Origin of the sequence: Sporosarcina limicola (assembly GCF_014873855.1) — a bacterium.
Taxonomy (GTDB): domain Bacteria; phylum Bacillota; class Bacilli; order Bacillales_A; family Planococcaceae; genus Sporosarcina; species Sporosarcina limicola.
This window is the reverse complement of record NZ_JADBEL010000021.1, coordinates 1-13221: the sequence shown is the minus strand read 5'-3', so window position 1 is coordinate 13221 and position 13221 is coordinate 1. Positions and strand designations below refer to the sequence as shown.

At 37.1% G+C, this 13221-nt stretch carries 16 protein-coding genes and 2 pseudogenes; 11 read left to right on the top strand and 7 right to left on the bottom strand.

All coding sequences use genetic code 11. From position 1 onward, the window contains the following. Positions 1 to 60: 60 nt before the first annotated feature. Entirely contained in the window at positions 61 to 432 is a 372-nt protein-coding gene (locus H4683_RS15580; protein WP_192599754.1) for a hypothetical protein, read from the bottom strand. 212 nt (positions 433 to 644) lie between these two features. Between H4683_RS15580 and H4683_RS15575 the strand changes: the two genes are divergently transcribed. Continuing rightward, positions 645 to 881: a hypothetical protein gene (locus H4683_RS15575; protein WP_192599753.1), complete on the top strand. Its 237-nt coding sequence runs from the start codon at positions 645 to 647 to the stop codon at positions 879 to 881. A gap of 294 nt (positions 882 to 1175) precedes the next feature. Here the strand turns inward: H4683_RS15575 and H4683_RS15570 are convergent, their stop codons facing one another. Then, the gene (locus H4683_RS15570; RefSeq protein ID WP_192599752.1) at positions 1176 to 1478 is read right to left on the bottom strand and encodes a hypothetical protein; all 303 of its coding nucleotides are present in this window, start codon (positions 1476 to 1478) and stop codon (positions 1176 to 1178) included. A gap of 625 nt (positions 1479 to 2103) precedes the next feature. On the opposite strand from H4683_RS15570, the pseudogene H4683_RS22440 reads away from it, so the two are divergent. Beyond that, a pseudogene (locus H4683_RS22440) lies at positions 2104 to 2178 on the top strand (VWA domain-containing protein); the annotation flags it as partial. A gap of 478 nt (positions 2179 to 2656) precedes the next feature. Next, a complete protein-coding gene (locus H4683_RS15565) occupies positions 2657 to 3124 on the top strand; it encodes a transposase (protein WP_420826567.1) in 468 nt (155 codons plus the stop codon). Here the strand turns inward: H4683_RS15565 and H4683_RS15560 are convergent. Both H4683_RS15560 and H4683_RS15555 read right to left on the bottom strand, forming a co-directional pair. Then, a complete protein-coding gene (locus H4683_RS15560) occupies positions 3069 to 3227 on the bottom strand; it encodes a hypothetical protein (RefSeq protein WP_192599811.1) in 159 nt (52 codons plus the stop codon). The two genes, H4683_RS15565 and H4683_RS15560, sit on opposite strands and share 56 nt — an antisense overlap. 168 nt (positions 3228 to 3395) lie before the next feature. Further along, positions 3396 to 3572, bottom strand: coding sequence for a helix-turn-helix domain-containing protein (locus H4683_RS15555; protein WP_192599751.1), 177 nt, complete (start codon positions 3570 to 3572; stop codon positions 3396 to 3398). A 137-nt stretch (positions 3573 to 3709) separates the two neighbouring features. Between H4683_RS15555 and H4683_RS15550 the strand changes: the two genes are divergently transcribed. From H4683_RS15550 to H4683_RS15535, 4 genes are read left to right on the top strand one after another with little or no spacing between them, the layout of a single operon-like run. Next, positions 3710 to 4198 (top strand): helix-turn-helix domain-containing protein, encoded by a 489-nt coding sequence (locus H4683_RS15550; RefSeq protein WP_192599750.1) that lies wholly within the window; start codon positions 3710 to 3712, stop codon positions 4196 to 4198. Positions 4199 to 4258: 60 nt separating this feature from the next. Beyond that, positions 4259 to 4657 (top strand): ImmA/IrrE family metallo-endopeptidase, encoded by a 399-nt coding sequence (locus tag H4683_RS15545; protein WP_338062482.1) that lies wholly within the window; start codon positions 4259 to 4261, stop codon positions 4655 to 4657. A gap of 27 nt (positions 4658 to 4684) precedes the next feature. Continuing rightward, positions 4685 to 5431: an SHOCT domain-containing protein gene (locus tag H4683_RS15540; protein WP_225942131.1), complete on the top strand. Its 747-nt coding sequence runs from the start codon at positions 4685 to 4687 to the stop codon at positions 5429 to 5431. A 52-nt stretch (positions 5432 to 5483) separates the two neighbouring features. Next, positions 5484 to 5840: a hypothetical protein gene (locus H4683_RS15535; protein ID WP_192599749.1), complete on the top strand. Its 357-nt coding sequence runs from the start codon at positions 5484 to 5486 to the stop codon at positions 5838 to 5840. Positions 5841 to 6385: 545 nt separating this feature from the next. Here the strand turns inward: H4683_RS15535 and H4683_RS22435 are convergent. Then, a complete protein-coding gene (locus H4683_RS22435) occupies positions 6386 to 6583 on the bottom strand; it encodes a transposase (protein WP_225942139.1) in 198 nt (65 codons plus the stop codon). A gap of 153 nt (positions 6584 to 6736) precedes the next feature. On the opposite strand from H4683_RS22435, the gene H4683_RS15525 reads away from it, so the two are divergent. The 4 genes and pseudogenes from H4683_RS15525 to H4683_RS22615 all read left to right on the top strand — a co-directional run bounded on the left by H4683_RS15525 (position 6737) and on the right by H4683_RS22615 (position 11076). Then, on the top strand, positions 6737 to 8206 hold the full coding sequence (locus H4683_RS15525; RefSeq protein ID WP_192599748.1) for an S-layer homology domain-containing protein: 1470 nt from the start codon (positions 6737 to 6739) through the stop codon (positions 8204 to 8206). Positions 8207 to 8378: 172 nt separating this feature from the next. Beyond that, on the top strand, positions 8379 to 8855 hold the full coding sequence (locus H4683_RS15520) for a hypothetical protein (RefSeq protein WP_192599747.1): 477 nt from the start codon (positions 8379 to 8381) through the stop codon (positions 8853 to 8855). A 747-nt stretch (positions 8856 to 9602) separates the two neighbouring features. Then, positions 9603 to 9881 (top strand): hypothetical protein, encoded by a 279-nt coding sequence (locus tag H4683_RS15515; protein WP_192599746.1) that lies wholly within the window; start codon positions 9603 to 9605, stop codon positions 9879 to 9881. A gap of 144 nt (positions 9882 to 10025) precedes the next feature. Further along, positions 10026 to 11076: pseudogene (locus H4683_RS22615) on the top strand (tyrosine-type recombinase/integrase). A 1155-nt stretch (positions 11077 to 12231) separates the two neighbouring features. Here H4683_RS22615 and H4683_RS15505 read toward each other — a convergent pair. Together H4683_RS15505 and H4683_RS15500 are read right to left on the bottom strand one after the other, a co-directional pair. After that, positions 12232 to 12432, bottom strand: a complete 201-nt coding sequence (locus H4683_RS15505; RefSeq protein WP_192599745.1) for a hypothetical protein — start codon at positions 12430 to 12432, stop codon at positions 12232 to 12234. Positions 12433 to 12567: 135 nt separating this feature from the next. Next, complete coding sequence (locus H4683_RS15500; protein ID WP_192599744.1) at positions 12568 to 12987, bottom strand: hypothetical protein; 420 nt, start codon at positions 12985 to 12987, stop codon at positions 12568 to 12570. Positions 12988 to 13221: the final 234 nt, after the last annotated feature.

The following is a 13221-nucleotide window of genomic DNA, read 5'->3' as shown; positions in this document are numbered from 1 at the left end:
TAGGTAGGTCCAACAATAAAAAAGAACGCTCTAAAATGCGCTCATTTCACTTACTATTAATTAATCCTCTATCTGGATTGCAGACATTCCCTTTAACAAAGCTTTTGCATCTGCATTTAAGTAGTGTTTGACATCTTCTCTCATTAACAAATCCATATTGTTTTTGATTGTAAATCTCAGGCCCCTTATATCAAATTTGGAAGCAAACGTATTTATCGAGTATATCGTAATCATATCCCTTCGGTTCAAAGGTTCAGTTTCTGCATCGGCATTATCTACAATAAATTTCAATAATTCCCGTGCATTACTTCGAAGATGTAGTTTGTTTTTATTTAATAAATCTAGGTTTTCCTCCATGTACTTTCTAGCTGAAACTAAGTCTAAATCGTCCATACTTTGGTTGATTTTTTTATATAATTCTCGGATGTCCAATAAATAATCCCCTTTCGCACCAATAATAATGTTATCGGTTATATCAATCTATTATTAACAGTTGAGAGCGATGTGTAATTTGGCAGATAAAGTGAAACTTCAATCATTAGAGGTTTTTCGACGCACAGGACATCGCATATTTAGTCTGCCCACCGTTAATGCGGGATAAAAAAACCTGGAAGATAGACAAAAAGCTTGAGGCTGACCAAAACATGAAATTGAATACGGATGAAGAGCATATTCAGTCATGGATCATGCGAATGAATGAGAGTGATACATTGAATCTTGAGGTGGATTTGACGCCGGAGGGTGTGAGACGATGCCGATCAGACTTATGGTTAACCTGGTTGGTCGATCTGCGTGAGGACGGCTCAGGTAAGATTTGTACAAAGATGAGCGCACCGTATGTCCCATTGATACGGTCAAACAAAACAAGAACTATTGCATAAAAGATTAAATGAAAAAAGCGACCATTCACAATGGAATGGCCGCCTTTAATTTTATTAGTCTTGTTAGCACCAGGGCTTCCTTAATTTTTCCCCTTAAACTTCAATACGTTTACCACCCGCGATTGGATTCCTTAAGATTCCATTTGCTACACAATCGTCCAAAACGTCGGATAAACTAGCTCTCCTCCTTGTGGATTCTACGATGATCATCAGCGGTAAGAATTGATTTACCTGGGCATCTTTTCGTGCGAGCTATCCGGTATCAAGCTACATGTCGTCTATCGGACACATATCTTAACGATAAACAATTCCACCATATACTGCCCTTGTTTTGAACTCAGGGTATGGGGAGGGTAGGGAGAGAGTTCTTAAAAAATAAATATATCCTTTATAACCATCGGCATCTTCATAATAAAATTCAGGTACTGGTACATGATAAATAGTTCTTATTATTTCAACATACTTCTCCTGTGGATTGAGTTGATTCTCTGTTACCCTATCACTTGATGATGCAGATGCTTGATTGAAAATTGGACCAAACGACATCAATAAAACCAGTCCTATTACTCCGACAATATTTTTCTTCATCTTCCTCATAAAAACTCCTCCTATATGTTTAGTAGAATTTGCGCAAATTCTTAAATAACCTATTCTACCAATAAAGAAGAAAAACCTTTATTTTTCAGGTAAATATGTCTAAAGTAGGGTATAATCGACAAATTATATCTTTATTCGACAATCTATATATACAGTTTAATGCATTCATGAATTAACATTCAAGACTTGAAAAGCGACCTAACCAGTTCCATCAATTCTTCTGGTGAAATTAGGGTAGATAAAAGCTTTGAAATTGTGCTAAACTGTTTCCTAAAGGAAGGATGCAGTTCAATCCTCCCCTTAGGACACCCTTCCTGTATATAGATGTTTGTTTTGTCGCATTACATCATATCAGAATGGGGTGTCTTTTTTCTATGTTTTTATTGGGAAAAACTAGCTAATCAACAGACGTGCTATATTATGATATTGTTTATTTTTGCGAAAATAAAGAGAGGACCTCGTATGATGAGGTTCTCTATCTTCTTCAACTAAAGCAACCCGTTTAGCTCAATAAGTACTACCTTGTTTATTGAACATTTTCTTCGATTTCACGAACTTTTAAGGTGTATATTATTTTCAATGTCCCCTCTTATTGTAGAAATGAACGCGTTTATTTAGTGATGAAGACCTTTATAATCGACTGTTTAATGAATTCCCTCATTGGCTTAAAGAAGCGAGACGATTAGGAATAACAAAATAGATTGTCTGAATGCAGTTTAGAAAAAGCAGGTTATTCCTCCATAAAATCCCTGCTTTTTTCTTTCAAATCATTAAAGAGACTGTGAAATTAACCTTAAAATTTTGTTCTATATACTCGGCACTATTTATTTGTAATTCATTAGGGGGTGCTACCTAATGAGGTACAAATCAGTGGAAACTGAAAAATACTCACGAAACCAATGAGCAAATCTAGCGTAGAAGCGATGTTTGAGGTATTTTTTATTTCTACATATATGTTCCTTGCTTTCCATTTGCTAAGTGCCGAGTATATAGTTCTATTCCACATTGCAAATCCATTATCCGTTACCCATTCGTTGATTAATAGAAATATATAACAATATTCAATCACTTATTGAAGCCCAGTAGTAATATGTCAAGCCAGGCGTGTTGATTATGAACAAATTTCCATAAAAAATCGACAAAAAGGAACGCTCTCTTGTAAAAAGTCACTGTTACGTGTGCCACCAAAAGACTCGAACGTCACGCGGGACATTACCTGTCTTCTAGGCACGATTCAATCGCGTTCGGAAATACGGCATCGTGTCGTCTTTTTTAAAGACAACGACGGAAATGAAATCTGTGTAGTGACAAGTCTTTTCAACGTGTCCGCTGAAGTAATCGCCGATATGTATAAAGCACGCTGGGGAATTGAGTCTTTTTTTCGCTGGATTAAACAAAGCCTGAATGTGCCAATGTTAGTTGGCACGACTGAAAATGCAGTGTTTAGTCAGCTGTTTGCGGCGCTAATCGCATATGTACTACTAATCTGGCTTCACCAACAGACAAAGGCCTCAATTTATAGACCAAAACTATCGCCTACTTCTTTTCTACGAATGCTTCTGGAGGATACGCTGGCTTTTTTCTGTATAATTACTTTGCAAATGACAGGACTTGTCTACCTAATTCTGAATAATCAACACGTCTGATTTCGCAGTTTAGTATGATTTGTTCGGGTTCGCATTCCTCGTTTAGCTTCACCAACAACCCAATCTGTTCTTCGATGATTTCCTGTTTGCGTTCCTCTGTCATCCCTCTCACCTCCCTATCCGTCTTCCCCACTCCCGTTGATTGTATGTGGGTTACTGATTAAATCCCCTCTATGCGATTTCTCCACCACTTTGACATGAGGATGCTGTTAGACTACTGTTTTTTCTTCTGGTTCCGATTAACTCTTCTGTATTCTATGTGCAACATCATCTATAAAAAATTTGCCCTCGGATCTTTTCTGAAGAACTCCGCAATTTTCATCACCATTTTACCCGTCGTGTTACCACCGTTTTCTATAGATATAATCGTATGTCTTGAAACTCCTAAAGCTTTAGCTAATTCCTCTTGCGTTAAGTCGAACTCTTGACTAATACGAAGATGTTTCACATTGCTTACGACCTTTGTAGTGATATATGTGCAACAGATTGTCAACTATGTTCTACAAGTTTTTTAATTAAAATAGCTTATTAATTTGTTGCATATGGTTTACACTATGTTAAATAGAGTTTACAAGGTGGGTTGATATGAACAGTTTAGGAGAGTTGTTTAAAAAATTACGAGGTAAAAAGTCTTTAAGGGAAATTGCAGACGTTACGCAATTAAGCCATACGTATATAGCTGATATAGAAAAGGGTTACAGAAGAGGTTCGAAAAAACCTATACACCCATCGCCAGATACTCTAAAACGGTTAGCTGAGGCCTATAGCTATCCCTACGAAGAATTAATGAGGGTTGCGGGTTATATAGAAGGGAAGACGGATAACGAAGAAAACGATTGGGATTCAACCCCTCCGGAATTAACAACAAAAGATGAACGAGATATCGCGAAGGATTTACAAAATATGATAAGTAACCTCGGAAAAGAGGGGGTTTACTCTCAATTCGACGGACAAACAATAGAAGAGATAGACGATGAAGATAAAGAACTTCTTATCGCTTCGTTGGAAAACTCTATGCGATTAGCAAAGCGGCTGGCCAAACAAAAATTCACTCCTAAAAAATATAGAGACTAAAAAACTTACAAAGGAGTGATGATTGTGCCAAAAAAGCAGCTACTAGGCTGATTAAAGAATGTGAGTCGAACGATCCTTTTGAAATCGCTCAATATAAAGGTATTTCTGTTTTTTGAAATGCTAGGGGGCACTTTAGGATATTACAATCGTTACAAGCGGATTCAGTTCATTCACATCAATAATGATGCCAAAGAAGCATTACAAAAATTCATCTGTGCACACGAATTAGGACATGCAATATTACATCCAAATGCTAATACACCTTTTTTGAAGAAAAATACGTTTTTCTCTATAGAAAGAATCGAAATTGAAGCAAACACTTTTGCGGTTGAGTTACTACTTTCTGATGACGTTATCTACGAGTACAAAGATAATAGTCTTTCAATCAACGAGATTGCTAACATGTATAGCATGCCTGAAGAGGTTTCGCATCTTAACAATTTACGGAATGTTCGATGAGCAACAAATAGAAGGGGGCTTATAGATTTGAGTATCGCAGATGAAATTAAAAAACTTAAAAAATTGCTGGATGAAGGAGTCATTACGCAAGAAGAGTTTGACAAAATGAAAAAAGGACTAATTCCTAATACAGAAAAACAAATTGTTGAAATAAGCAAGGATGAATCGAATAATATTCCCGTTCTGCCAATTAAAAAGAAAAAACCTTTCGGCTGTTTGGGTTGCTTCGGAATCATAATGATTTTTCCGTTAATAATTGCCGTTATCGCAATGACGAGTGAAAAGAGTGAAAAAAACACAGAGAAAAATGAGTTGACAGAGCAGGAAGAAAGTAAAGTATACAATGAAAAGCTGAAGCCTGAAATCGATAAAATTATGAAGGAATTCGATATAACTCATGCAGATTACTGGAAATCTACATTGCTCCAATTCTCAGAAGGATCTTTGTCTTCTACAAATACATATAAGAACTTAAAATCAGGCGAAGAACGATACAAATGGTTACACGGAACGATTGGGGATTTAAAGGGAGACTTTCTTTCTAAAGAAAACAAAAAACTCTTGAGCGAATTCCAAAATGCTTACCAAATGACGATGATCAAAAGACAAATAGCGCACAAGGACATGGCTAAAGCAATCAACGAAAGTAATTTAAAGCCCGCAACTGATGCAGATATTCAAAAACTTATGGAAGAATCAGATATCGCAATGATGCAGGCTGCTGTGAAATTAACTCAATTAGAAGTGGCGTTAGGTATCAAAAGAAAAGAATAATTATCACCCTACCCAGGGCTTTTCTTTTAACTTAAATTAATGATATATATCGTTGGATGATGATAAAGAGATATTTTTGGAAGGGGAAGAAATTTTAGATCCATTCAACGACAATAGATTCTTAGGTACTTTGGATTTTGTCAAAGAAACACTGCGAGTAACAGAAATATATTCTTATTTTTCAGTTTGCGAAAAGATAATTCAAGAAGAAGTCTATGAAGCTGCCCCGCGGGAAAAACAGATATCTAGTGCTTTTTCTCCCTTAGCTAAATTTTCAAAAGGCAAAAAGGTTACAAGAGAGCTTGGAGTGGCGATGAAAATTAATGAAACAGAAAAAACAGGGAGAATAAAATCTGACAGAACCGACGTCATCGGAGACGATGCAAGAATAGCATTATCTTCGGATTGATATTATAAGAAAGTTGTCACAACAATGATGAATCCCCCGCCCACTTCTCTGTCGCATTTTTTTACCTTATTGGTGGGTATATTAAGCTAGTTGCGGATAGGTATGGATTCTACTAAGGAAGTGGAATTGGATTACAGGGATTGCTGATCACTTCGTGGTTACTGAGGAATTCGCGTATTACCGAATGGAATTGATATTTAACCGGAGAGTTGATGCGTTGTTGACGCATAAAAGCGTACTGGGAACAGTTGAGTGGTTTGAATGATACTGCCCTACCTAGGGCTTTTCTTTTAACTTTTCACTAATACAAATACCAGTTTGGTGGATTTTTTGACTTCAATGAGTTTAATGCCAGGTATACAGCGGATTACGATCCGTAGCGGAAAAGAACACGAAAATAGTTCTATAGCTAGATTAGAAAAAGATGGAGTTACTGAAATTGTACTCGATTTTACGTTAAATGGTCTTAAAAAACTAATCAATCCAATTACACTAGAAAGAGACTCGTTATATATATATTCTACTATATAAGTTGAACCTTTGTTTTACATCCTAACGTACAATCTATTTACCACGGTATCCAGATCTTGATTAACCCAATTCAGAAACTCATTGACGTTTTTCTTGATTTTATCTACATTCGGGAAAAAAACAGTATTGATGACGGATTCTTTTAACCACTTCCAAACTCCTTCCATCAAATTTAGTTGGGGACTATAAGGCGGCAGATAAAATAAAGACAGTGATCCGCTTTAGTACTTTGAAAACCCAAAACAATTCATCCACTCACCAAAACTGCTGAAAAAATTTTCGAAACTTTTTCTGAATATCTCCGTCTGTAGGTTGCTTACCCAACAGCAACGACCCATAAAAAAAGATAGAAAGGAAGAAACCAAATGAAGAAAAAAACTATCACTTTATTCGGCGCACTGTTGCTTGCCAGCAGTTTTCCTTTATCCGGCAACGCAGCAAGCAAACAGCTATTTGAAGACGTGCCGCCAACAAAGCACTTCGCAGAAGCAGTCAATGATCTGGCGGAACGCAATATTATCGGAGGCTATCCGGACGGCACATTCAAGCCAGGGAATTCCATTACGAGAGGGCAGGCAGCCGCGATTATTGCGAAGATGATCAAATTGGATACGAAGAATGTCAAGAATCCTGGATTTAAAGATGTCCCGACGGCAAATGGCTACTACATGGCGATTGCCGCGATGGCGCAGGAAGGTATTATTGGCGGTTATCCAGATGGGCGTTTCGGTCCAAATGATCCAATCAAGCGAGGACAGATGGCTTCAATTTTGGTCAAGGCGTTTGATTTACCGCGCCAGCACGGAGAGAATCCATTCAAAGATATCGGGTGGAAATGGGATTCGTCGCATTACGAGAATGTTTTGATCATCCACCATCTCGGCATTACGGCAGGAACGACTTCCAATACATTTAGCCCGAATCTCTCCATCACAAGAGGTCAAGCTGCCAAAATGATCAAAGCGACGGAAGAGGCGAAACCGACGAATGTGGTGACACTCGGAGCGAATGATTTTGGCTGGAGTCGATTCTTTGTTATGGAAACTGAAATGAATCCTGGTCTATTCGATGTGATTTTGGTGGAATGGAAGGATGGCTATCAGGGCGATAAAATCCAATTGATCCCGAAAAAAGAAGGAACGGGCACTTTCATCCTGTCTGATAAGCATTTTTTTGAAACGGAGAACTACAAAAAATATTATGTGCATGTGAAAAAAGAAAACGACGAGTTGAAATTGACGCTCGAGGAGACGAGTGATTTTCTGCCGACAGCCATACAACTCGACACTCCGTACATCAACTTCGAAGAAAAAGGGATATTCGGAGACAAGGAAGTAGCCCAAAACATTTCGCTTACGACGATGGACGGAGAGAAGCTGTCCGACAATGTGGCGTTCAAAACATGTGATCACACGAATGTCTGCATTGATATCGACAAGCCCGGTCAGTACATTGCTACTGTACGTTTCGCTAGCGGTAAGGAATCACGCTATGGAATTGAAGCAAAAGCAAAGAAAACGCATTTTTATTACGAAGTAGAGTCGTTAAGTGAAGAACTTTCCGCGACGTATAAGCAAGGAACAGCAGATGATATAGGGGAGCATAAGATTGTTACGAAAGCCCACGAGCAGATCGCGGAGATTACAAGAGATGCCAGCACAAATCTGTTCACTGCTCGTCTTACTGGTAAGAAAGAAGATACAATTGTGATTGAATATGAGAAACCTGTCCGTTCAGAGTTTTATCATCAATCGGGGCTTCGGATAGATGTGAAGGGAATCGGTTCTATTTGGAATGTTTCGATTAGATCGGATGGTTATATTACGGATATGTGATGGAGTAAAGAGCAGACCGCTCGGCGTGTCTGCTTTTTGCGTTTCCGTGAAATAGACAATCTCTTCCCGTCCCCCACTAGAGCCTCAGCAATTTCTACTGTAAACTGATTCATAAGAGATTGAGTAGATTTGTATTACTCCCAGATGAACACAACTTTTTTGGAGGAATAAAATGGATGAATTAATAATAAACGAAGGACATTCAGTTGGTTTATTTAATTTTGGAATGAAGATAGAAGAAGTAGAACATTATAGTAAACTAAACATCGAGAAGTACAACATCCATGAAGACTCATTCTTTTTTGAATACGATGAAGAAGGAAAAGTTATAGATATTCATCTTATCATAGAAGATCTTAAACACCACTTTCAATGCAAATTCAAGGGGATCGATATTTTAAATACAAAAGCTATTGAGCTTATAGAGCTCTTCGATACTATCACTCCCTACTTAAGAGATCCAGAGTCATCACTAGGTTACAGCTATCAATTTCTAAAATTAGGTTTATCGTTTTGGAGAGGCAATGTATGCAATGAAAAAGATCTTGAATCAGATTGGTTCAAAGAACTTCATCCGGAAATCCAAGAAGACAATAAGAGGTTTCTATACTTTGAAACTGTAACTTTCCATCTATATAGATTGAACTAAAGAATCCCTTCAACATCACTTGGCGCTTGGGGATGCCTCCCGCGATAAGCCTGCTAGAAAACCAATCGCTTCGGCTACCCCAGTAAGACGCCTTCGCTGGAGATTAGGTGAAGATCATAAGTTCAACATATATAGTTTACCAAAATGGAGGAAAGAATTTTGAAGTTCTCTCGTCTTCTCAATTTTATTGTGACGAGAAGTTTTTAAGTCATGATAACCTTCAGTTTTTCACAACATTAGATATTCCCGGAAACAAAAAAATTCCCAAGTGAGGACTTCGTTTGGAATTATTATTCACTTGAAATTATTTACTCGGCAACTGAAGTGAAAAAAAGTTCTGATATAAATTTAATGTTAAACCATTCTTCCAATTCCCTTTTCAGTACTAAATTGAATATTACTAGTGAGGATGAGTAATATGGCGGATAATCTTGTAAAAATAGAAAGTCACAATAATTTCAGAGGCGTGATAGGATCCTTTTATCCAGAAAATGATATAATATATAGTCAGCACTTAACAAATAGAATGTTCTTCCAACACCGATTTATCGCTTGGTGATGGCCTCACGCTAGATTTGTTCGTTATACTGGTGAGGTATACCACCTAGTTAATTCTAAATAAGTAGTGCCGAATATATAGAAGAAATAAGAATCGGAATAATAGATTCTATCGCAGAAGTTCTTGCCTCAAAATATGAAACCTCATCCGATGAGGATTCGATAAATACAGCTAAAGGAGTGAGTAATTTGGATATTACACCAAAAGAATACATCGATGGTCGAATCGGTGCGTTGGCAAAATCGATGGACGAAAAATTTATCACTCAAGAAAAATTGTTATCCGAAAAAATCGACCACCTACACATGAAAATTGATGGCAGCTTGGAAACTAAATTTAACTCTTTTAAGACTCAACTTTCGATTGATCAAAAAGAATCACGGCGTTTTTTAATCACCACTATCTTAACTTCTGTCGGTATTGCTACAGCACTAATTATCGGCGTGTTAGGGTTTGCGATTAAATAAAAAGCGGCTTCATCTAAACTCACCTTTCCTTTGGTGAGTTTTCTTTTAACTATAAAGTGAACGTACATTCGATTCATGAAAGGAGGTGATGCCCATATCTATCCCCCACCGTGCGCCTGTCAACGCAAAAGGGAGATAAACATGATGAAAACTACAAAGAAGAAGCCGAAGAAATATCCCTCAAAGAAAGAATCTGAGGTATTTCATTATTTCAATGCCGAAGGTGAAAAGTTGTGGGGATACCGACATCGGTACTATGACGCGTTAAAGAATCGCCGCGAAAAACCTAAACAGGGATTAGCCTCAGAGAACATAGCAATTAGAGAATTACTGAAAATTAAAACGGATTTGATTAACGGTCATGTTAAACGTGTTGATAATGAGAATATCACCGTTGCGGAATGGATGGATAGTTGGTTTGAGGCGAATAAGAATGATTGGGAAATCAGTACACGTGTACAACGTGAACAAGCGAATCGACTAGTCATCAAGCCGTTGCTTGGAAAGGAAAAATTAACAACGCTAGATCGTACAACTTACAAGCAAAAGTATATTAACGCTCTGCTGAAGAAGTATGATCCAGGTAGCGTCCAACTTTATCACAACATTTTTAAAATCGCTGTTAATGCTGCTGTCGAAGATGAAATTCTTCCGCGCAACAGATTCAATAAAATAACAGTCGTAAATGATGAGAAGAGGAGAAATGCTAGGGCTTCGGTGGACCAATATCGATTTCGAACGAAAAACAATTACAATTGAACGCACTCGCGACAGTCATGGTGACAGAAAGCCGAAAACTAATAATAGTTACCGGACATTTTTTGTGGACGATATATTGTTAAATCAATTGAAAATCTATCGGACTTGGTGTAAAAAAATAATGCTTACCTACGGGGAAATATGGTCTGAATCAGAATATGTACTTATCTCTGAAAGATACGCGACCCCCATTAGTGTTAAATCAGTGTGCGGACCGATTAAACGTATCGTCAAGAAGACTGGAGTAAAAAGCATCACACCACACGGACTTAGGCATACTCATGCTACCATCTTAATCAGCAAAGGCACACCGCTGAATACAATTGCAGACCGCCTAGGGAATACTCCGGAGATGGTCCTAAGAGTGTACGGCCACTCATTTAAGGAACTTGAGATAGAGTCTGTCAAAGCATTCAGTGAAGCCGTTAATTATTGAGTTTGGGGGACCATTTGGGGGGACATCGTAGTTTTAGCAGGTCGGAACCCTTGTAGTATAAGCTTTCTTGCTACTATTGAATAGTACGTGCTATAACATTTTCATAACGCATTATACACCGTTATTCATCTGTAACCTCGTTACTTCAACCTTTTGATAAATTTTTGTTTAATACGATAATGCAAGATAAAGCATGATGAAGCATGTTGTTGGGGCTACATTGGGGCTAATAAAAAAACGCTTGGTGGCATATTTTAAGAATGGTTAGTGTTGCTAATAGAATGTAATATTGTACCCAAATAAAAAAGGCGACCGTCCATTTAGGATTGGTGGCCTTTTTGATGTTCGTATTGAGAGCAAATTTAAAAGACCGGCAATAGACGATCTCCTATTGTTGCACTAAAGCACCCGTTAGTTGAAGTACAAATATTTACACTGATTGTCAGTGGACTGCTATTGGGTAAGTACCTTACAAGCGATAAGAATAAAAATCCACGAGTTTACAAATTCGTGGATTTTATTTTTTTATATGAAAAATAATTGTATATGAAATCGACTATTGAAACGAAATAGGCTGAACCAACAAATAATAATGTGGGGGAATCGTAACTGTAATAAATATAGTCTTGTAAATGTAGATAAAGGAACCAAAGTGTTGTAATGACGAAAAGAGAAATATCGTAAGCGATGCTTAGTGGGCGTTTAATGTTTTTTAGGGCAAAATTGAAAACAACAACTCTGAAAAAAACAAAAAGGAGTAAGAAAATAAAATAAGCGGTGGTAACATAGACGATTGATGGTTGTATTGATTCTGGTATCGTCAGCATCAGCATAAACCCCTTTGAATAATTTTATAAATAGTTTATCGATTGGAGTTGTTATAAAGTAGGAAACGAAATTATGATTCTATAATTGTTATATAATACAAAAAGGTATGATTTTTATATTGCATACGAATTAGACGAGCAAAAAGAATCATTATTGAACTAACCTGCTTCTTTACTTTAATACGTTTGAATCGAATATAAGTTCCAATTTTTATTAAATTTTCCATATAAAAATATCAAAAGTCCATTTTTTCTTATTGAACTAACCTGCCTCGTTAGTTGAAGTAGAAAAAAGAGACGCTTATTAAACAATCGCGCCCTTTAATGGTTAACTAAATGTAGGGGAAGTCACTCCAGCCAGAATTATTAAAAGTGATATAGAAGCAACTATGGCAGGATTCATTGATGTTTTATCGTCTTTTACTAAAGATGAAATCGCATAAACCAATGAAACAACAAACACAAATGGCCAGATAAACCAAGTCCAATAATAAAAAATCCCTATACCTTGCATCAAACTAATCAACATACAATTTCCCTCCCTTATTGGGTATACTTGCCCTTTCCAATTTGCTTTAAAATGTTATTCAATGTATTCAATTAAATGGCCCGATTGTGGCACAGATGAATTCAACAATCGCGCCCGATTGCTTCAGTAAATCTATTAAGTCCCAATACCTGCAAAATGCGTTTCCTCACCATTCTTGAAAACCTTCAGGTACTCATAGTCCCATTTGGGATTGATTTTGTATAACTTATATGTGGCTACTTCCCCCTCAGAAACAGGGATGTCATTCAGGTAAATATTAATCGAATTTTCGTCCGTATTGATATCTACATCTCCAAAACCTCTTCCGTCATCCAAGAAATCTTGATTTAGATACAGATAGCGTTGATTTTTAGAATCGTTGTACATATAAATACCAGTTTCTAAACCTTTTTCATCGCTTTCTACATTCTCAATAAAACTTTTCACATTATCATTTACGTTTTCTAAATTAATTTCTGAAATGGTTTCTTTATTTCCACCACATCCAGTTAGAATACTGCAAACCATTAATATCAGTAATAATATTCGCTTCAAATTCCTCCAGCTCCTTTGGAAGTTTTACCGAAACCTTTTCACAAAATGGCCCGATTGTTGAACAAGAACAGGACACTCCCGATAATTTGTTCATCATTCTATTGTTCGGCGTTTTAAATACGAATTCCTCTTTAAATCGACAATCGAGTAGGAGGCTAATCATTATTTGATCAGCCGACCTCTCACACCACCGTACGTACCGTTCGGTATACGGCGGTTCAACCTTTTAAGTAT

Coding starts and splice junctions, on each gene's coding strand:
- H4683_RS15575 (WP_192599753.1), top strand. CDS start 645: ATGAAATTGAATACGGATGAAGAGCATATTCAGTCATGGATCATGCGA.
- H4683_RS15570 (WP_192599752.1), bottom strand. CDS start 1,478: ATGAGGAAGATGAAGAAAAATATTGTCGGAGTAATAGGACTGGTTTTA.
- H4683_RS15560 (WP_192599811.1), bottom strand. CDS start 3,227: ATGACAGAGGAACGCAAACAGGAAATCATCGAAGAACAGATTGGGTTG.
- H4683_RS15550 (WP_192599750.1), top strand. CDS start 3,710: ATGAACAGTTTAGGAGAGTTGTTTAAAAAATTACGAGGTAAAAAGTCT.
- H4683_RS15525 (WP_192599748.1), top strand. CDS start 6,737: ATGAAGAAAAAAACTATCACTTTATTCGGCGCACTGTTGCTTGCCAGC.
- H4683_RS15520 (WP_192599747.1), top strand. CDS start 8,379: ATGGATGAATTAATAATAAACGAAGGACATTCAGTTGGTTTATTTAAT.
- H4683_RS15505 (WP_192599745.1), bottom strand. CDS start 12,432: ATGTTGATTAGTTTGATGCAAGGTATAGGGATTTTTTATTATTGGACT.